The following is a 17,557-nucleotide window of genomic DNA, read 5'->3' on the forward strand; positions in this document are numbered from 1 at the left end:
TCAGCTCAGCGTCGAAATGTCAGCAATGTTGACGAACAGACCGCGCAGGCGCGCCAGCATGGCGTAGCGGTTTTTGCGTACGCCGGCATCGTCGGCATTGATCATCACGGCTTCGAAGAACGCATCCACCGGGTCACGCAAGGTGGCCAGGCGCGCGAGCGCTTCGGCGTAGTTGCGCTCGGCGATCAGCGGTTTCACGGCCGTCTCCGCTTTGGCGATGGCCGAGTTCAGCGAGAACTCCTTGGCATCGGCAAACAGGCCTGGGTCGACGTCAGCATTGCCCAGGCCTTCGGCCTTGCTCAGCAGGTTCGATACACGTTTGTTCACAGCGGCCAGGGCGTCGGCTTCCGGCAGTTTGCGGAAGGCCTGCACGGCTTGTACGCGCTGGTCGAAGTCCAGCGCCGAACCCGGTTGCAGGGCACGTACCGCCAGGTACACCGACACGTCCACGCCTTCGTCTTCGTAACGCGCGCGCAGGCGGTCGAACACGAACTCCAGCACTTGCTCGGCCAGGCCGGCTTGCTTGACCTTGGCACCGAACTGGCCGACGGCAAACACCACGGCCTGGGTCAGGTCGAGGTCCAGCTTCTTGTCGATCAGGATACGCAGCACGCCCAGGGCCGCACGGCGCAGGGCATACGGGTCTTTGCTGCCGGTTGGCAGCATGCCGATACCAAAGATACCCACAAGGGTATCCAGCTTGTCGGCGATGGCCACCGCAGCGCCGGTCAAGGTGCTTGGCAGTTCAGCACCGGCACCGCGCGGCATGTACTGCTCGTTCAGGGCCAGGGCCACATCATCCGGCTCGCCGTCGTTGAGGGCGTAGTAGTAGCCAGCAACGCCTTGCATCTCCGGGAACTCGCCGACCATCTCGGTGGCCAGGTCGCACTTGGACAGCAGGCCTGCACGCGCAGCCCAGGCGGAACCGCCACCAATGCGTGGCGCAATGTAGGCGGCCAGCTTGGAAACGCGCACGGCCTTGTCGTAGACGCTGCCGAGTTTTTCCTGGAACACCACGTTCTGCAGGCGCAGGTTGAAGTCTTCCAGCTTCTGCTTCTTGTCTTGCTTGAAGAAGAACTCGGCGTCAGTCAGGCGCGGGCGAACGACTTTTTCGTTACCGGCGATGATCTGCTGCGGGTCCTTGCTTTCGATATTGGCCACGGTGATGAAGCGCGGCAGCAACTTGCCGTCCACGTCCAGCAGGCAGAAATACTTCTGGTTGTCCTGCATGGTGGTGATCAGCGCTTCTTGCGGCACGTCGAGGAAACGTTCTTCGAACGAGCACACCAGCGGCACCGGCCATTCAACCAGCGCGGTCACCTCGTCGAGCAGGCTTGGCGGCACGATGGCGGTGCCTTCCTGCAGGCGGGCCAGCTCTTCGGTACGCTTGCTGATCAGCTCGCGACGCTCGTTGGCGTCGGCCAGCACGTAAGCGGCACGCAGGTCGGCGGCGTAGTTGGCCGGCGAGGTGATGCGTACAGCTTCAGGGTGATGGAAGCGGTGACCACGGGAATCACGACCGGCTTTCTGGGCAAGGAGGGTGCAATCGATGACTTGGTCACCGAGCAGCATCACCAGCCACTGGGTCGGACGTACGAACTCTTCCTTGCGAGCGCCCCAGCGCATGCGCTTGGGGATTGGCAGGTCGTTCAGCGAGTCTTCAACGATGGTCGGCAACAGGCTGGCGGTCGGCTTGCCGGTGATGACCTGGCTGAAACGCAGTTTCGGGCCGCTCTGGTCGATCTCGCTCAGCTCCACGCCGCACTTCTTGGCAAAACCAAGGGCGGCTTGAGTTGGGTTGCCTTCGGCGTCGAAAGCCGCCTGGCGCGGTGGGCCGTCGAGGTTGATGCTGCGGTCCGGCTGCTGGGTTTCCAGCGCGGTCAGCAACACGGCCAGGCGACGTGGCGCGGCGTAGACTTTCTTCGCGGCGAATTTAAGACCCGCGGTCTGCAGGCCTTTTTCGATCCCGGCCAGGAACGCGTCGGCCAGGGTGTTCAGTGCCTTGGGTGGCAGCTCTTCGGTGCCCAGTTCAACCAGGAAATCTTGAGCACTCATTGTGCAGCCTCCAGCTTAGCCAACACTTCATCACGCAGGTCCGGGGTTGCCATCGGGAAGCCCAGCTTGGCGCGAGCCAGCAGGTAGGCTTGGGCGACGGAACGCGCCAGGGTGCGTACACGCAGGATGTATTGCTGGCGCGCGGTGACCGAGATGGCACGGCGGGCATCCAGCAGGTTGAAGGTATGGGAGGCCTTCAACACCATTTCATAGCTTGGCAACGGCAGCGGCTGGTCGAGCTCGATCAGGCGCTTGGCTTCGCTTTCATAGAAATCGAACAGTTCGAACAGTTTGTCGACGTTGGCGTGTTCGAAGTTGTAAGTGGATTGCTCCACCTCGTTCTGGTGGAACACGTCGCCGTAGGTCACTTTGCCGAACGGGCCGTCAGCCCACACCAGGTCGTAGACCGAGTCCACGCCTTGCAGGTACATGGCCAGGCGCTCAAGGCCGTAGGTGATTTCGCCGGTCACCGGGTAGCATTCGATGCCGCCCGCTTGCTGGAAGTAAGTGAACTGCGTCACTTCCATGCCGTTGAGCCAGACTTCCCAGCCCAGGCCCCAGGCGCCCAGGGTCGGCGATTCCCAGTTGTCTTCGACAAAACGGATATCGTGGACCAGTGGGTCCAGGCCCACGTGCTTGAGCGAGCCCAGGTACAGTTCCTGGAAGTTGTCCGGGTTCGGCTTCAATACCACCTGGAACTGGTAGTAGTGCTGCAGACGGTTCGGGTTTTCGCCGTAGCGGCCGTCAGTCGGGCGACGACTGGGCTGCACATAAGCGGCGTTCCAGGTTTCCGGGCCGATGGCCCGCAGGAATGTAGCGGTGTGGAAAGTGCCGGCGCCTACTTCCATATCGTAGGGCTGAAGTACCACACAACCTTGCTCGGCCCAGTATTGCTGGAGGGCGAGGATCAAGTCTTGGAAGGTACGCACGGCTGGCGTAGGCTGGCTCACGAAATTCACCTGTTACTTGGGCTGCGATTTAAAGAGCGGGAGTATACCCGATTCGGCCGCGCCACCATCCCCTGGAGCCTTATGCCACGCTGCTTTTGGTGTTCTGAAGATCCGCTGTACATGGCTTATCACGATCAGGAGTGGGGAACGCCGCTGCGCGATGCGCAGGGTTTGTTCGAGTTACTTTTACTCGAAGGGTTCCAGGCGGGCCTTTCCTGGATCACCGTTTTACGCAAACGCGAGCATTATCGAAAGGTCTTGTTTGGCTTTGATGCGCAGCGGTTGACGCGGTTGACTGATGACGAGATCGAAGCGCTGATGCAGGATCCAGGCATCGTGCGCAATCGCCTGAAGCTCAACGCCACCCGCCGCAATGCCGCTGCCTGGCTGGCGCTGGAGGACCCGGTGGGGCTGCTCTGGTCCTTTGTTGGTGGCCATCCCAAGGTCAATCACTTCAAGGACCGCAGCGAAGTGCCAGCGATTACACCCGAGGCTGAAGCCATGAGCAAAGCCTTGAAAAAAGCCGGTTTCACCTTCGTCGGGCCGACCATTTGCTACGCGTTCATGCAGGCCTCAGGCATGGTCATGGACCACACTCAGGACTGCGACCGTTACGCGGACTTGGCCAACGCCGGTTAGAATGCCGGCTTTGCGCACCACACACGATCAGGAGTGACCTGTGGAAAAGTTGAAAGGCGCCTTGCTGGTAGGCGCTCTCCGGTTGTTTGCCCTGCTGCCCTGGCGCGCTGTCCAGGCCGTCGGCACGGCGATTGGCTGGATCATGTGGAAAACCCCCAACCGCTCCCGCGACACGGTGCGGATCAACCTGTCCAAATGCTTCCCGGACATGGACCCCGTCGAGCGTGAAGCTTTAGTCGGCCGCAGCCTGATGGACATCGGCAAGTCCCTGACCGAAAGCGCCTGCGCTTGGATCTGGCCGGCCCAGCGTTCCATCGACCTGGTGCGTGAAGTCGAAGGCCTGGAGGTGCTGCACGAAGCCCTGGCCTCGGGCAAAGGCGTGGTCGGCATCACCAGCCACTTGGGCAATTGGGAAGTGCTGAACCATTTCTATTGCAGCCAGTGCAAACCGATCATTTTCTACCGCCCGCCCAAGCTCAAGGCGGTGGATGAGTTGCTGCGCAAGCAGCGCGTGCAACTGGGCAACCGCGTGGCGGCGTCGACCAAGGAAGGCATCCTCAGCGTGATCAAGGAAGTGCGCAAAGGCGGCCAGGTGGGCATTCCGGCGGATCCTGAGCCGGCAGAATCCGCGGGGATCTTCGTGCCGTTCTTTGCCACCCAGGCGCTGACCAGCAAGTTCGTGCCGAACATGCTCGCCGGTCACAAGGCCGTCGGCGTATTCCTGCATGCCCTGCGGCTGCCGGACGGTTCGGGTTACAAAGTGATTCTGGAAGCGGCGCCTGAAGACATGTATTGCACCGACACTGCTACGTCCTGTGCGGCGATGAGCAAGGTGGTAGAGCGGTATGTCGGCGCTTATCCGAGCCAGTACATGTGGAGCATGAAGCGCTTCAAGAAGCGCCCGCCGGGCGAAGAGCGCTGGTATTGATGCCGGCTTGACACTTGTAGTGAGCGAGCTTGCCTCGCGCGGGGCAAGCCCGCTCACTACAAAAGCACGCGTTTACACGCGGTCGAGTTTCTTCAGGAACACCGCCATTTCTTTTTCGGCCTGTTTGTCGCCATGGGGCCTGGGCCGCTTCGATGCCCTTCTCCCACGCCAGCCGCGCCGCCGCACGATCTTCCAGCCCCAACTGCGCCTTACCCAACAACTTCCACGCCGCCGAATACTTGGGGTCGAACTCCACGCATTTGTGCAGATGCTCGGCCGCCTTGGCGTTGTCCTTCAGGTCCAGATAACCCTTGCCCAAACCAAAACGCAGCAGGGAATTATCCACACCCTTGGCGAGCATTTTTTCCAGGGATTCGAGCATGCAGGCGTACTCCGTTGTGTCAGAAAAAGCTCAGGCCCACGTGGAACAGTTTCTCCACATCGCGGATATGTTTCTTGTCCACCAGGAACAGAATCACATGGTCCCCGGTTTCGATCACCGTATCGTCGTGGGCAATGATCACCTCTTCATCACGGATGATCGCGCCAATGGTGGTGCCCGGCGGCAAGCCGATATCGCGGATGGCCTTGCCGATCACTTTGCTCGACTTCGAGTCGCCATGGGCAATCGCCTCGATAGCCTCCGCCGCACCCCGGCGCAGGGAGTGTACGCTGACGATATCGCCACGACGCACGTGGGCCAGCAAGGTGCCGATGGTCGCCAACTGCGGGCTGATGGCGATGTCGATATCGCCACCCTGGATCAGGTCCACATAAGCCGGGTTGTTGATGATGGTCATCACCTTCTTCGCGCCCAGCCGCTTGGCCAGCAGCGATGACATGATGTTGGCTTCGTCATCGTTGGTCAGGGCCAGGAAGATATCCGCATCGGCGATGTTCTCTTCCATCAGCAGGTCGCGGTCCGAGGCACTGCCTTGCAGTACGACGGTGCTGTCGAGGGTGTCGGATAAATGCCGGCAACGTGCCGGACTCATCTCGATGATCTTCACCTGGTAGCGGCTTTCGATGGCTTCGGCCAAACGCTCGCCGATCTGCCCGCCGCCTGCGATGACGATGCGTTTATAGGTCTCGTCGAGGCGGCGCATTTCGCTCATGACGGCACGAATGTTCGCCTTGGCGGCGATGAAAAACACTTCGTCGTCGGCCTCGATCACCGTGTCGCCCTGGGGCAGGATCGGGCGGTCGCGTCGGAAAATCGCCGCGACGCGGGTTTCCACATTCGGCATGTGCTCGCGCAACTGGCGCAGTTGCTGGCCCACCAACGGGCCGCCGTAGTAGGCCTTTACGGCGACCAGTTGCGCCTTGCCGCCGGCGAAGTCGATCACCTGCAAGGCGCCCGGAATCTCGATCAGGCGCTTGATGTAGTGGGTCACCACCTGTTCAGGGCTGATCAGCACGTCGACCGGAATCGCGTCGTTGTCGAACAGCCCGGCGCGGGTCAGGTAGGCCGCCTCGCGTACACGGGCGATTTTGGTCGGGGTGTGGAACAGGGTATGGGCGACCTGGCAGGCGACCATGTTGGTTTCGTCGCTGTTGGTCACGGCCACCAGCATGTCGGCATCGTCGGCTCCGGCCTGGCGCAGCACCGTCGGGAACGATGCGCGGCCTTGCACGGTACGGATGTCGAGGCGGTCGCCCAGGTTGCGCAGACGCTCGCTGTCGGTGTCGACCACCGTGATGTCGTTGGCTTCGCTGGCCAAATGTTCGGCCAGCGTGCCGCCGACCTGCCCTGCCCCAAGGATGATGATTTTCATCCAGTCACTCCCTTAAAACCATTCAGCCGCGCGCGGCGGCGATCTTGATCAGTTTGGCGTAGTAGAAGCCATCGTGTCCGCCTTCTTGCGCGAGCAACTGGCGGCCGTGGGGCTGCTTGATACCGGCCGTGGTGGCGAAGTCCAGCTCCCGGGCGCCGCTGGTGCGGGCGAGGAAGGCTTCGATCACCTCGGTGTTTTCCGTCGGCAAGGTGGAACAGGTGGCGTAGAGCAGGATGCCGCCGACTTCCAGGGTCGGCCACATTGCGTCGAGCAGTTCGCTTTGCAGCAAGGCCAGGGCGGCGATGTCGTCGGGTTGGCGGGTGAGCTTGATGTCCGGGTGGCGGCGGATCACGCCGGTGGCCGAACACGGCGCATCGAGCAGGATGCGCTGGAAGGGTTTGCCGTCCCACCAGGTGGCGGTGTCACGGCCGTCGGCGGCGATCAGTTCGGCGCTGAGGCCCAGGCGCGCGAGGTTTTCGCGTACGCGCACCAGACGCTTGGCTTCCAGGTCGACAGCGACCACACCGGCCAGGTCCTTTTCGACTTCCAGAATGTGACAGGTCTTACCGCCTGGCGCGCAGCACGCGTCGAGCACGCGTTGACCGGGTGCCAGGTCGAGCAGGTCGGCAGCCAGTTGTGCGGCTTCATCCTGCACGCTGATCCAGCCTTCGGCAAAGCCCGGCAGGCTGCGCACGTCAGTGGCGGCTTCGAGCACGATGCCGTCGACGCTGTACACGCACGGCGTGGCGTTGATACCGGCCTCTGTGAGCAATTGCAGGTAGGCGTCACGGCTGTGATGGCGACGATTGACCCGCAGGATCATCGGCGGGTGCGCATTGTTCGCCGCGCAAATAGCTTCCCATTGCTCCGGCCAGAAGGCTTTCAGGGACTTTTGCAGCCAGCGGGGGTGGGCGGTGCGCACCACCGGGTCATGTTCCAGCTCGGCCAGCAGCGCTTCACTTTCGCGCTGGGCACGGCGCAGCACGGCGTTGAGCAGGGCCTTGGCCCAAGGTTTTTTCAGCTTGTCGGCGCAACCGACGGTTTCACCGATAGCGGCGTGGGCCGGTACGCGGGTGTAGAGCAGTTGATAGAGGCCCACCAGCAGCAGCGCTTCCACATCTGCATCGGCCGCCTTGAACGGCTTTTGCAGCAACTTGGTTGCCAACGCCGACAAGCGTGGCTGCCAGCGGGCCGTGCCAAAGGCCAGGTCCTGGGTGAAACCGCGATCGCGATCTTCGACCTTGTCCAGTTGGGTCGGCAACGAACTGTTCAGCGAAGCCTTGCCTTGGAGGACGGCAGCGAGAGCCTTGGCGGCGGCCAGACGTGGGTTCATTGCGCTGCCCCGAGGAGAGTACCCACGGCAAATTTCTCACGACGGCTGTTGAACAAATCGCTGAAATTAAGCGCCTTGCCACCGGGCAATTGCAGACGAGTCAGACACAACGCCTGTTCGCCGCAGGCGACCAGCAGGCCGTCCTTGCTGGCGCCGATGATCTCACCGTGAGCGCCTTTGCCCTCGGCCAAGGTGGCGGCCAACACTTTCAAGGCTTCGCCGTTGAGGGTGCTGTGGCAGATCGGCCACGGGTTGAACGCACGCACCAGACGCTCCAGCTCCACGGCCGGGCGGCTCCAGTCGATGCGCGCTTCGTCTTTGTTCAGCTTGTGGGCGTAAGTGGCCAGGCTGTCGTCCTGCACTTCACCTTCCAGGGTGCCGGCGGCCAGGCCGGCGATGGCCTGGATTACTGCGGGCGGGCCCAACTCGGCAAGGCGGTCGTGCAGGCTGCCGCCGGTGTCTTCGCCAGTGATCGGCGTAGTGACCTTGAGCAGCATCGGGCCGGTGTCCAGCCCTGCTTCCATGCGCATCACGGTCACGCCGCTTTCGCTGTCACCGGCTTCCACCGCACGCTGGATCGGTGCCGCACCGCGCCAGCGAGGCAACAGCGAGGCATGGCTGTTGATGCAGCCCAGGCGTGGGATATCCAGCACCACTTGCGGCAGGATCAGGCCGTAGGCCACCACCACCAACAGGTCCGGCTTCAGCGCCGCCAGTTCGGCCTGGGCCTCGGCATTACGCAGGGTCGGCGGTTGCAGCACGGGAATGTTGTGCTCCAGCGCCAGCTGCTTGACCGGGCTCGGCATCAGTTTTTGCCCACGACCGGCCGGGCGATCCGGCTGGGTGTACACCGCGACGATGTCATAAGGGCTGGCAAGCAGGGCCTTGAGGTGTTCGGCGGCAAATTCAGGCGTGCCGGCAAAAACAATGCGCAGTGGCTCGGTCATGGGAGGTCTCGGTTAAAAGCAGTCACAAAAGAAAAAGGCTTGCCGCAGCAAGCCTTTGGAAGGGGGCATCAAGCTTGCTGGCGATGCTTTTTTTCCAGCTTCTTCTTGATCCGGTCGCGCTTGAGCGTGGACAGGTAATCGACAAACAGCTTGCCGTTGAGGTGGTCGCATTCGTGCTGGATGCACACCGCCAGCAGGCCTTCGGCAATCAGCTCGAACGGCTTGCCGTCGCGGTCCAGGGCCTTGATCTTCACGCGCAGCGGGCGCTCGACGTTCTCGTAGAACTCCGGCACGGAGAGGCAGCCTTCCTGGTATTCGCCCATCTCGTCGGTCAGCGGTTCGAACTCCGGGTTGATGTACACCATCGGTTCGCTGCGATCTTCCGACAGGTCCATGACCACGACGCGCTGATGCACGTTGACCTGGGTCGCGGCGAGGCCGATACCCGGGGCTTCATACATTGTTTCAAACATGTCATCGACCAACTGACGAACCTTGTCGTCCACTACGGCCACCGGTTTGGCGATCGTGCGCAGGCGCGAGTCGGGGAATTCGAGGATGTTCAAAATAGCCATAAGCGTAATTGCTGCACATGTGAGGTAGAGGCAAATCGGCGTTGGGATGGACCCACACGGCCGGTGTGAAACCCTTAAAAGCCGCGAAGGCCAAGGCATTTCACGCGAACGCACATAATAAAGGAGATTCACCCCATGAGGAAATCGCTACTCGTCTTGCTGCTGTGGGCCCCGTTTTCCATGGCCCTGCTGCCCCCGCCCGTCCAGCGTCTGGAACAACCGACGCAACAGGCTATCCAGCGCTTCCTGTTGCATAACCGCATCCTTGATACACCCCAGGACCTGGACAATGCGCCGTACATCGTTGCTGCCGAGGCTGGTCGCGTGCTCGGCGCCAATGGCGAGCGGGTGTATGCCAGGGGCAACCTGGACCCTTCCCAACCCAATTACGGCATATTCCGACGCGGCAAGGTCCACACCGACCCTCAGACCCGAGAGCTGTTGGGCATCAACGCCGACGATATCGGTACCGCCCGTTTTGTCACGGCTGGCGACCTCACCACCCTGGCTGTGCAGCGTGTCACCCAGGAGGTACGCCCCGGTGACCGCTTGCTGCGTGCGCAAACACCCGTCGACCCGGCCGCTCTTGCTGTCACGCCAACGGCCGCCTTTATCGAAGGGCAGATCATCGATATTCCCAAGGGCGTGACCCAGATCGGCGTGCTGGATGCCGTAACCCTGAACAAAGGCCGTCGTGACGGCCTGGTCGAAGGCCAACTCCTCAGCGTGATCAAGACCGGCGCCACGGTGCGCGACCGCCTGACCGGCGCGCCGACGAAACTGCCCGACGAGCGCGCCGGCACCCTGCTGGTGTTTCGCACCTACGAAAAGCTCAGTTACGGCCTGGTGCTCAAAGCCTCACGACCGCTGGCGGTGATGGACCGTTTCGAGACTGCTCATCAAACACAATGAATAGCCTGCTAAATAAGTTACCAACAGAGTTATCCACAGCTTGTTACGGTCAAGGATGATCAGATGTTTCCGACAAATAGCCATGAAATTTCCCCATCAGAACTGGAAGCCCGACTACGCTTGCACAGGCTGCCGGAACTGGGTCAGAAACGTTTTCGCTTGTTGATCGAAGCGTTCGGCTCTGCCTCAAAAGCCATCAGTGCGCCTGCCAGCGCCTGGCGTTCACTCGGGCTGCCGGCCATCAGCGCCGATGCCCGGCGCAGTCATGAAATTCGCGATGCTGCCAGCGAGGCTTTGGCCTGGCTGGCCTGTCCGGCCCAGCATTTGCTGATGTGGGACCAGCCGGACTACCCTGCACTGCTTGCCCAGATTGATGATGCGCCGCCGCTGTTATTCGCCGCCGGTGACCCTGCAATCCTGGAAAAACCGCAACTGGCGATAGTCGGCAGCCGCCGTGCATCGCGTCCCGGCATGGACACGGCGGCGGCGTTTTCGCGCAGTTTGGCGAGCGCCGGTTTTGTCATCACCAGTGGCCTTGCGTTAGGCATTGACGGTGCAGCGCATCAGGCGGCATTGGATGTGGGCGGCCAGACAATCGGCGTGCTCGGCACCGGGCTGGAAAATTTTTATCCACAGCGCCACCGACGGCTGGCAGCGGCGATGATTGACCAAGGCAGCGCGGTGGTTTCCGAGTTCCCCCTGGATGCGCCGCCCCAGGCGGGTAACTTTCCCCGACGCAATCGAATCATCAGTGGCTTGTCCCTGGGCGTGCTGGTGGTGGAAGCCAGCATGGCCAGCGGTTCTCTGATCACGGCGAAACTGGCGGCCGAGCAAGGGCGCGAGGTGTATGCGATTCCGGGCTCCATCCATCATCCCGGCGCCAAGGGCTGTCATCAGTTGATCCGCGAGGGCGCGGTGCTGGTGGAGACCATCGAACACATCCTGGAAGGTTTGCGTGGTTGGCAGGCGTTGTCACGCCCTACCCCGATGCCGGTTGTCCATCCGTTGGTGGCACTGCTGCACGCGGCACCCCACACCAGTGAAGCCCTGGCGATTGCCAGTGGGCGGTCGTTGTCCCAGGTGCTGGCGAGCCTTACGGAGCTTGAGCTCGAAGGCCAGGTAATCTGCGAAAGCGGGCGCTGGCTTGCACGCTGCTAGGTTTTGTAAAGAAGATCGGTAAACTGCGCAGAGCTTTAGTCTGGAGAGTGAACAATGGTCAACCGGTGGCGTGTGCTGGAAACCGCACGAGAAATTCGCGCAGGCGCGGTGATTGCCTATCCAACCGAAGCGGTTTGGGGCCTGGGCTGCGATCCGTGGAACGAAGAAGCAGTAGACCGTTTGCTCGCCATCAAGAACCGTTCGGTGGACAAGGGCCTGATCCTGGTGGCGGACAATATCCGTCAGTTCGACTTTCTGTTCGAAGACTTCCCGCAGGACTGGATCGACCGCATGGCCAGCACTTGGCCAGGGCCGAACACCTGGCTGGTGCCCCATCAGGATTTGTTGCCGGAGTGGGTGACGGGTGTGCACGACACCGTTGCCCTACGGGTGACTGACCATCCGCTGGTGCGGGATTTGTGCTCGCTGGTAGGGCCGTTGATTTCTACTTCGGCCAACCCGCAAGGGCGCCCGGCGGCGCGCACGCGGATTCGCGTGGAGCAATACTTCCGTGGCCAGGTGGATCTGGTGTTGGGGGGCGCCTTGGGTGGGCGCAAGAACCCGAGCTTGATTCGTGATTTGGTGACTGGCGAGGTTGTGCGGCCTTCCTGAGACCGAGGTGCGGCCTTCGCGAGCAAGCCCGCTCCCACATTTTGATCGAGTTCCAACTGAAGGAATGCGGTCAAAATGTGGGAGCGGGCTTGCTCGCGAAGAGGTCCTTAAAGTCGCCGAAAATCTATAGCCTTACGGCAACAAAATAGTCGACCCAGTCGTCCTGCGCCCCGACAACTCCGTCTGCGCCTTCGCCGCCTCCGCCAGCGCATACCGCTGGTTGATATCAATGCGCACCTTGCCGCTCTGGATCATCGAGAACAGGTCATCCGCCATCGCCTGCAGGTTTTGCGGGTTGTTGGCATAGGTCGCCAGGGTCGGCCGGGTGACGTACAGCGAGCCCTTGGCCGACAGGATCCCCAAGTTCACCCCATCCACCGCGCCGGACGCATTGCCGAAACTCACCACCAGCCCCCGTGGCGCCACGCTGTCCAGCGAGGTCAGCCAGGTGTCTTTGCCGACGCCGTCGTACACCACCGGCACTTTTTTGCCGTCGGTCAATTCCAACACGCGCTGTGCGACGTCTTCCTTGCTGTAGTCGATGGTTTCCCAGGCACCGAGGGATTTGGCCAGGGCGGCTTTTTCCGGCGAACTCACAGTACCGATCAGCTTTACACCCAGAGCCTTGGCCCATTGGCAGGCCAGGGAGCCGACGCCACCGGCAGCGGCGTGGAACAGGATGGTTTCGCCGCCCTTCAGTTCATAGGTCTGGCGCAGCAGGTACTGCACGGTCAGGCCTTTGAGCATGGCGCCGGCGGCTTGTTCGAAGCTGATGTCATCCGGCAGGTGCACCAGGTTGGCGGCGGGCAGCACATGCAGTTGGCTGTAGGCGCCCAGCGGGCCGCTGCCGTAGGCTACACGGTCACCGACCTTGAACTGGGTGACTTCGCTGCCGACCGCGTCGACCACACCGGCGCCTTCCGCGCCCAACCCCGATGGCAATGCGGGCGGTGCGTACAGGCCACTGCGGAAATAGGTGTCGATGAAGTTCAGGCCAATCGCCTCGTTACGCACGCGAACCTGCTGCGGGCCGGGCTCTGCCGGCGTGTAGTCCACATACTCAAGCACTTCGGGGCCGCCATGGGCGCTGAACTGGATACGTTTGGCCATCTGCACTTCTCCTGGGTTCGAATCGCGTAGCCCCCTATCGGACTCCTAAGCTTGATCTTCGTCAACTGCGGTGCAACCGGGTGCAGTGGTATCCTGTGCGCCCATTTGCCGCCGACGCCCAATGGCCTCGCGTAGCTTTGCCCGATTCAAGGTGATGCCATGACTACCCGCACCGAGGCTGTAAAGGCCTACCTGCTTGACCTGCAAGACCGCATTTGCAGCGCCCTGGAAACCTTCGAGACGGACACTCGCTTTATCGAAGACGCCTGGACCCGGCCTGCCGGCGGCGGCGGACGCACCCGTGTGATCGAAAACGGTTCGGTGATCGAAAAAGGCGGCGTCAACTTTTCCCACGTGTTTGGCAGCGGTCTCCCACCATCTGCCAGCGCGCATCGTCCTGAATTGGCCGGTCGCGGCTTTGAAGCCCTGGGTGTGTCGTTGGTGATTCATCCGCACAACCCACACGTACCGACTTCCCACGCCAATGTGCGCTTTTTCATCGCTGAAAAAGAAGGCGAAGAGCCGGTGTGGTGGTTCGGCGGCGGTTTCGACCTCACGCCTTACTACGGCAATGAAGAAGACTGCATCCACTGGCACCGCGTGGCCGAGCAGGCCTGTGCGCCGTTCGGTCCAGACGTGTACTCGCGCTACAAAGCCTGGTGCGACACCTACTTCCACATCAAGCACCGCAACGAACCGCGCGGCATCGGCGGCCTGTTCTTCGATGACCTGAACGAGTGGGACTTCGACACCTGCTTCGCCTTCATCCGCGCCATCGGCGATGCCTACATCGACGCCTACCTGCCGATCGTGCAGCGCCGCAAGGCCACCGCCTACACCGAGCAGCAGCGCGAATTCCAGGAGTTCCGTCGTGGTCGCTACGTTGAATTCAACCTGGTCTACGACCGTGGCACCTTGTTTGGCCTGCAATCGGGCGGACGCACCGAGTCGATCCTGATGTCGCTGCCGCCGCAGGTGCGCTGGAGCTACGACTGGAAGGCCGAGGCCGGCAGCGAAGAAGCGCGCCTCACCGACTACTTCCTGCAAGACCGTGACTGGCTGGGCCTTACCGCGCCCAAGGCGGCTCTCTGATGGACCGCTATGTCGTGTTCGGCAACCCCATCGGCCACAGCAAATCGCCGCTGATCCATCGCATGTTCGCCGAGCAGACCGGCGAGCAGCTGGACTACAGCACCTTGCTGGCGCCGCTGGAGGATTTCACTGGCTGTGCCCGTGAGTTTTTTCTACAAGGTCGGGGTGCCAACGTCACCGTACCGTTCAAGGAGGATGCCTACCGCTTGGCCAACACCTTGACCGACCGCGCCCAACGCGCGGGTGCGGTGAACACACTGAGCAAACTCGTCGACGGCAGCCTGTTGGGCGACAACACCGACGGTGCCGGCCTGGTGCGTGACCTGACGGTTAACGCCGGGTTGAGCCTGCAAGGCAAACGCATCTTGTTGCTGGGCGCTGGTGGCGCGGTACGCGGCGCATTGGAGCCGTTGCTGGCCGAACAGCCCGCTTCGCTGATCATCGCCAACCGCACGGTGGAAAAGGCCGAAATGCTCGCTGAGTTGTTCGACGACCTGGGCCCGGTGTCCGCCAGTGGTTTCGATTGGTTGCGTGAGCCGGTGGACGTGATCATCAACGCCACCTCCGCCAGCCTGTCAGGCGATGTACCGCCGATTGCGGGCAGCCTGATCGAACCGGGCAAGACCTTTTGCTACGACATGATGTACGCCAAGGAACCGACCGCGTTTTGCCGCTGGGCCACCGAACAAGGCGCAGCCGTGGCGATGGATGGCCTGGGCATGCTGGTGGAACAGGCGGCGGAAGCCTTCTTCCTGTGGCGCGGCGTGCGCCCGGACTCGGCGCCCGTACTGGCTGAGCTACGCCGCCAGTTGGCGCTGTAATCACTCCTGGAACTGGATGGGGCAGCTGTCGGCCCCTTCCAGCTTTTTCAACTCTTCTACTACCTGCGGCCTGGCCCGGCGCAATGTCAGGCTGCGCCCCAACCCGCGCAAGCGCCGTGCTTCATGGTGCAGCATCTCCACCCCGGAATAGTCGATAAAGTTGATCTGCTGCGCCTCGATCACCACCCGTTCGCCCTGCAGGCTTTGCAGGCGTACTTGCAGGTAGTGGCTGGCGCCGAAAAAGATCGAGCCGCCCACCCGCAGCACATCTTCATCGCCATCGCGCCATTGCTGTACCCGTGGCTGCGAGGTGCGCTTGAGGTAGAAAAACAGCGACGCCAGCACCCCGGCGTAAATCGCTGTTTGCAACTCCAACAGCAAGGTGGCGACGCAGGTCAGGCTCATCACCACGAACTCGGCGCGACTGACGCGGAATAACGCGCGAATGCCGCGACGGTCCACCAAACCCCAACTGATCAGCAAGATGCTCGCGGCCATGCTCGGGATCGGAATATGGGCGATCAATGCCGCGCCAAACAGCGCAAACAGTGCCACCCATAACGCGGAAAACACGCCCGCCAACGGCGAACAGGCGCCCGCCTCGTAGCTGAGGCCGGAGCGTGTGAACGAACCGGCTGACAAATACCCGGAGAAAAATCCGCCAACGATGTTGGATAAACCCTGCGCTCGCACTTCCTGGTTGGCATCGAGCAATTGCTGCGAACGCGCCGACAGCGAGCGGGCAATCGACAAGCTGGTCACCAGCCCCAGCATGCCCACCGCCACGGCGCTCGGCAGCAGGCGCAGGATCACGTCCAGGTCCATGGGCAACGGGCTGAACGGCGGCAGTTTGCCGATAAACGAACTGACCAGCGCCACATGCCCGAACATCGCCGGCCACAGCCACGCCACCAGGCTGCCCAGCGCCAAGGCGATCAACAGGGTCGGCCAGCGCGGTACGAGGTATTTGAGCAGTGCCCCCACCAGCAAGGTACCGAGCCCGAGTATGAGTGAAGCGTGATCCCATTCGCCGCTATGGTGGATCAGTGCCAGCAGGCTATTGATCGCCGTGGCCTGGCTCGGTAAATCCAGCCCCAGCAGATTGGGCAGCTGCCCGAGCGCAATCACCACGGCGGCACCCAGGGTGAAACCGAGCACCACTGAATGAGAGACAAAATTCACCAGCGCGCCAAAGCGCAGCATGCCCAGCAGCCACTGGAAAACCCCGGCGAGGAAGGTGAGCAACAGGATCAGGGTGATGTAGTCCTGCGAGCCCGGCACGGCCAGCGGGCTGACGCTGGCGTAGAGCACAATGGAAATCGCCGCCGTGGGGCCGCAGATCAGATGCCAGGAGGAACCCCAGAGGCAGGCGATCAGCACCGGGATGATTGCGGCGTACAAGCCGTATTCGGGTGGGAGACCGGCGATCAGCGCGTAGGCAATTGACTGTGGCAAGGCGAGAACCGCGCCACTGAGGCCCACCATCGCATCCCGGCCGACGCTGGCGCGGGTCTGACGCGGGAGCCAGGCGAGGAAGGGGAAGAGTGTGTGGCGGTTGGGCCGGGGCATCGCGGACTCGGGTAGAAAGGTTTAGCGCAGAGTATCAGCACATATTGGTCCCTGTGGGAGCGGGCTTGCTCGCGAAAGCGGAGTGTCAGTTAACATTTACTCAACTGATCCGACGCCTTCGCGAGCAAGCCCGCTCCCACATTTGGATTGCATCAGGCCTTTAGAGCTTGGCTTTTACAGCGCCCAGCGCATCCTTGCCATCCACGGTCTTCACGCCCTCCAGCCATTTATCCAATACCGCCGGGTTGGCCTTGATCCACGCCTTCGCCGCATCGGCATTGCTGACCTTGTTGTTGGCCACCTCGGCCATGATGCTGTTTTCCATCTCCTGGGTAAAACTCAGGTTGGTCAGCAGTTTTCCTACGTTCGGGCAGGCCTGCGCATACCCTTTGCGGGTCAAGGTATACACGCTGCCGGTGTCACCAAAATATTTCTCGCCGCCCTTGAGGTAGTGCATTTTCAACTGCACGTTCATCGGGTGCGGGGTCCAGCCGAGGAAGGTCACGAATTTCTGCTTCTTAACCGCCCGCGACACTTCGGCGAGCATCGCCTGTTCGCTGGACTCCACCAGCTTCCACTGGCCGAGCGCAAAGTCGTTCTTCTTGATGATTTCCTGCAACGAAATATTCGCCGGTGCGCCGGAGCCGATGCCGTAGATCTTTTTGTCGAACTTGTCGGCAAATTTGTTCAGGTCGGCAAAGTCATGCACCCCGGCGTCCCACACATAATCGGGCACGGCGAGGGTGAACTCGGTGCCGTCGAGGTTTTTCGCCAGTTGCACCACGTCGCCATTGGCCACGAACTTGTCATAGAAACCCTGCTGGGCCGGCATCCAGTTGCCCAGAAACACATCCACCTGGCCGTCCTTGAGCCCGCCAAAGGTGATCGGCACCGCCAGGGTGTCGACCTTGGGTTTGTAGCCCATGCCCGTCAGCAGAAAACCGGTGATGGCATTGGTGGCCGCAATATCGCTCCAGCCCGGATCGGCCATCTTTACCGTTTCACAACTGGCGTCTGCGTAAACATTGGCGCTTCCCAGCGCCAGGAGCCCCAGCATCACAGTTAACTTTTGCATGGCCTT

Annotated in this window: 16 protein-coding genes and 1 pseudogene; 7 read left to right on the top strand and 10 right to left on the bottom strand. The window is 61.8% G+C overall.

Features of this window, described 5'->3' with window-relative positions; genetic code table 11:
• Both glyS and glyQ read right to left on the bottom strand, forming a co-directional pair.
• Positions 1 to 2,055, bottom strand: coding sequence for a glycine--tRNA ligase subunit beta (gene glyS, locus AYR47_RS07120; RefSeq protein ID WP_061434708.1), 2,055 nt, complete (start codon positions 2,053 to 2,055; stop codon positions 1 to 3).
• Entirely contained in the window at positions 2,052 to 3,005 is a 954-nt protein-coding gene (glyQ, locus tag AYR47_RS07125) for a glycine--tRNA ligase subunit alpha (protein ID WP_003187265.1), read from the bottom strand. Before glyQ ends, glyS begins: the two co-directional genes overlap by 4 nt.
• An 81-nt stretch (positions 3,006 to 3,086) precedes the next feature.
• On the opposite strand from glyQ, the gene AYR47_RS07130 reads away from it, so the two are divergent.
• Together AYR47_RS07130 and AYR47_RS07135 are read left to right on the top strand one after the other, a co-directional pair.
• Positions 3,087 to 3,644, top strand: a complete 558-nt coding sequence (locus tag AYR47_RS07130; protein ID WP_061434710.1) for a DNA-3-methyladenine glycosylase I — start codon at positions 3,087 to 3,089, stop codon at positions 3,642 to 3,644.
• Between the two features lie 40 nt (positions 3,645 to 3,684).
• Positions 3,685 to 4,572: a lysophospholipid acyltransferase gene (locus AYR47_RS07135; protein WP_061434711.1), complete on the top strand. Its 888-nt coding sequence runs from the start codon at positions 3,685 to 3,687 to the stop codon at positions 4,570 to 4,572.
• A 72-nt stretch (positions 4,573 to 4,644) separates the two neighbouring features.
• Here AYR47_RS07135 and AYR47_RS07140 read toward each other — a convergent pair.
• The 5 genes and pseudogenes from AYR47_RS07140 to def all read right to left on the bottom strand — a co-directional run bounded on the left by AYR47_RS07140 (position 4,645) and on the right by def (position 9,202).
• Positions 4,645 to 4,954, bottom strand: a pseudogene (locus AYR47_RS07140) (tetratricopeptide repeat protein).
• Between the two features lie 19 nt (positions 4,955 to 4,973).
• Positions 4,974 to 6,347 carry a Trk system potassium transporter TrkA gene (trkA, locus tag AYR47_RS07145; RefSeq protein WP_010207735.1) on the bottom strand — a complete coding sequence of 458 codons (1,374 nt, stop codon included), beginning with the start codon at positions 6,345 to 6,347 and terminating at the stop codon, positions 4,974 to 4,976.
• A 22-nt stretch (positions 6,348 to 6,369) separates the two neighbouring features.
• The gene (gene rsmB / locus AYR47_RS07150; RefSeq protein ID WP_061434713.1) at positions 6,370 to 7,680 is read right to left on the bottom strand and encodes a 16S rRNA (cytosine(967)-C(5))-methyltransferase RsmB; all 1,311 of its coding nucleotides are present in this window, start codon (positions 7,678 to 7,680) and stop codon (positions 6,370 to 6,372) included.
• Entirely contained in the window at positions 7,677 to 8,627 is a 951-nt protein-coding gene (gene fmt, locus AYR47_RS07155; RefSeq protein WP_033900458.1) for a methionyl-tRNA formyltransferase, read from the bottom strand. The genes rsmB and fmt overlap by 4 nt, the downstream gene beginning before the upstream one ends.
• Before the next feature lie 68 nt (positions 8,628 to 8,695).
• Complete coding sequence (gene def / locus AYR47_RS07160) at positions 8,696 to 9,202, bottom strand: peptide deformylase (protein ID WP_016978734.1); 507 nt, start codon at positions 9,200 to 9,202, stop codon at positions 8,696 to 8,698.
• Positions 9,203 to 9,337: 135 nt separating this feature from the next.
• Here def and AYR47_RS07165 point away from each other — a divergent pair, with 135 nt between their 5' ends.
• The 3 genes from AYR47_RS07165 to AYR47_RS07175 all read left to right on the top strand — a co-directional run bounded on the left by AYR47_RS07165 (position 9,338) and on the right by AYR47_RS07175 (position 11,884).
• Positions 9,338 to 10,114: a hypothetical protein gene (locus AYR47_RS07165; RefSeq protein WP_061434715.1), complete on the top strand. Its 777-nt coding sequence runs from the start codon at positions 9,338 to 9,340 to the stop codon at positions 10,112 to 10,114.
• A gap of 63 nt (positions 10,115 to 10,177) precedes the next feature.
• Positions 10,178 to 11,272, top strand: a complete 1,095-nt coding sequence (gene dprA, locus AYR47_RS07170) for a DNA-processing protein DprA (RefSeq protein WP_061434717.1) — start codon at positions 10,178 to 10,180, stop codon at positions 11,270 to 11,272.
• A gap of 54 nt (positions 11,273 to 11,326) precedes the next feature.
• On the top strand, positions 11,327 to 11,884 hold the full coding sequence (locus AYR47_RS07175) for an L-threonylcarbamoyladenylate synthase (RefSeq protein ID WP_003170728.1): 558 nt from the start codon (positions 11,327 to 11,329) through the stop codon (positions 11,882 to 11,884).
• Positions 11,885 to 12,016: 132 nt separating this feature from the next.
• Here the strand turns inward: AYR47_RS07175 and AYR47_RS07180 are convergent, their stop codons facing one another.
• Positions 12,017 to 12,994, bottom strand: coding sequence for a quinone oxidoreductase family protein (locus AYR47_RS07180; protein WP_033900454.1), 978 nt, complete (start codon positions 12,992 to 12,994; stop codon positions 12,017 to 12,019).
• A 159-nt stretch (positions 12,995 to 13,153) separates the two neighbouring features.
• On the opposite strand from AYR47_RS07180, the gene hemF reads away from it, so the two are divergent.
• Together hemF and aroE are read left to right on the top strand one after the other, a co-directional pair.
• Positions 13,154 to 14,086 carry an oxygen-dependent coproporphyrinogen oxidase gene (gene hemF, locus AYR47_RS07185; RefSeq protein WP_061434719.1) on the top strand — a complete coding sequence of 311 codons (933 nt, stop codon included), beginning with the start codon at positions 13,154 to 13,156 and terminating at the stop codon, positions 14,084 to 14,086.
• Positions 14,086 to 14,907 carry a shikimate dehydrogenase gene (gene aroE / locus AYR47_RS07190; protein ID WP_061434721.1) on the top strand — a complete coding sequence of 274 codons (822 nt, stop codon included), beginning with the start codon at positions 14,086 to 14,088 and terminating at the stop codon, positions 14,905 to 14,907. The genes hemF and aroE overlap by 1 nt, the downstream gene beginning before the upstream one ends.
• Here aroE and AYR47_RS07195 read toward each other — a convergent pair whose 3' ends face one another.
• Together AYR47_RS07195 and choX are read right to left on the bottom strand one after the other, a co-directional pair.
• A complete protein-coding gene (locus tag AYR47_RS07195; RefSeq protein ID WP_061434723.1) occupies positions 14,908 to 16,476 on the bottom strand; it encodes a SulP family inorganic anion transporter in 1,569 nt (522 codons plus the stop codon).
• 160 nt (positions 16,477 to 16,636) lie between these two features.
• Positions 16,637 to 17,551: a choline ABC transporter substrate-binding protein gene (gene choX / locus AYR47_RS07200; protein WP_061434725.1), complete on the bottom strand. Its 915-nt coding sequence runs from the start codon at positions 17,549 to 17,551 to the stop codon at positions 16,637 to 16,639.
• Positions 17,552 to 17,557 lie beyond the last annotated feature (6 nt).

The sequence above is a fragment of the Pseudomonas azotoformans genome (assembly GCF_001579805.1).
In the GTDB taxonomy this organism is placed as follows: Bacteria; Pseudomonadota; Gammaproteobacteria; order Pseudomonadales; family Pseudomonadaceae; genus Aquipseudomonas; species Aquipseudomonas azotoformans_A.

Bases quoted from the DNA above. Each gene is read 5' to 3' on its own strand.
- dprA (WP_061434717.1), top strand. From the start codon at position 10,178: ATGTTTCCGACAAATAGCCATGAAATTTCCCCATCAGAACTGGAAGCC.
- AYR47_RS07180 (WP_033900454.1), bottom strand. From the start codon at position 12,994: ATGGCCAAACGTATCCAGTTCAGCGCCCATGGCGGCCCCGAAGTGCTT.
- glyS (WP_061434708.1), bottom strand. From the start codon at position 2,055: ATGAGTGCTCAAGATTTCCTGGTTGAACTGGGCACCGAAGAGCTGCCA.
- AYR47_RS07165 (WP_061434715.1), top strand. From the start codon at position 9,338: ATGAGGAAATCGCTACTCGTCTTGCTGCTGTGGGCCCCGTTTTCCATG.
- fmt (WP_033900458.1), bottom strand. From the start codon at position 8,627: ATGACCGAGCCACTGCGCATTGTTTTTGCCGGCACGCCTGAATTTGCC.
- def (WP_016978734.1), bottom strand. From the start codon at position 9,202: ATGGCTATTTTGAACATCCTCGAATTCCCCGACTCGCGCCTGCGCACG.
- hemF (WP_061434719.1), top strand. From the start codon at position 13,154: ATGACTACCCGCACCGAGGCTGTAAAGGCCTACCTGCTTGACCTGCAA.
- AYR47_RS07195 (WP_061434723.1), bottom strand. From the start codon at position 16,476: ATGCCCCGGCCCAACCGCCACACACTCTTCCCCTTCCTCGCCTGGCTC.
- AYR47_RS07175 (WP_003170728.1), top strand. From the start codon at position 11,327: ATGGTCAACCGGTGGCGTGTGCTGGAAACCGCACGAGAAATTCGCGCA.
- choX (WP_061434725.1), bottom strand. From the start codon at position 17,551: ATGCAAAAGTTAACTGTGATGCTGGGGCTCCTGGCGCTGGGAAGCGCC.
- trkA (WP_010207735.1), bottom strand. From the start codon at position 6,347: ATGAAAATCATCATCCTTGGGGCAGGGCAGGTCGGCGGCACGCTGGCC.
- rsmB (WP_061434713.1), bottom strand. From the start codon at position 7,680: ATGAACCCACGTCTGGCCGCCGCCAAGGCTCTCGCTGCCGTCCTCCAA.
- aroE (WP_061434721.1), top strand. From the start codon at position 14,086: ATGGACCGCTATGTCGTGTTCGGCAACCCCATCGGCCACAGCAAATCG.
- AYR47_RS07130 (WP_061434710.1), top strand. From the start codon at position 3,087: ATGCCACGCTGCTTTTGGTGTTCTGAAGATCCGCTGTACATGGCTTAT.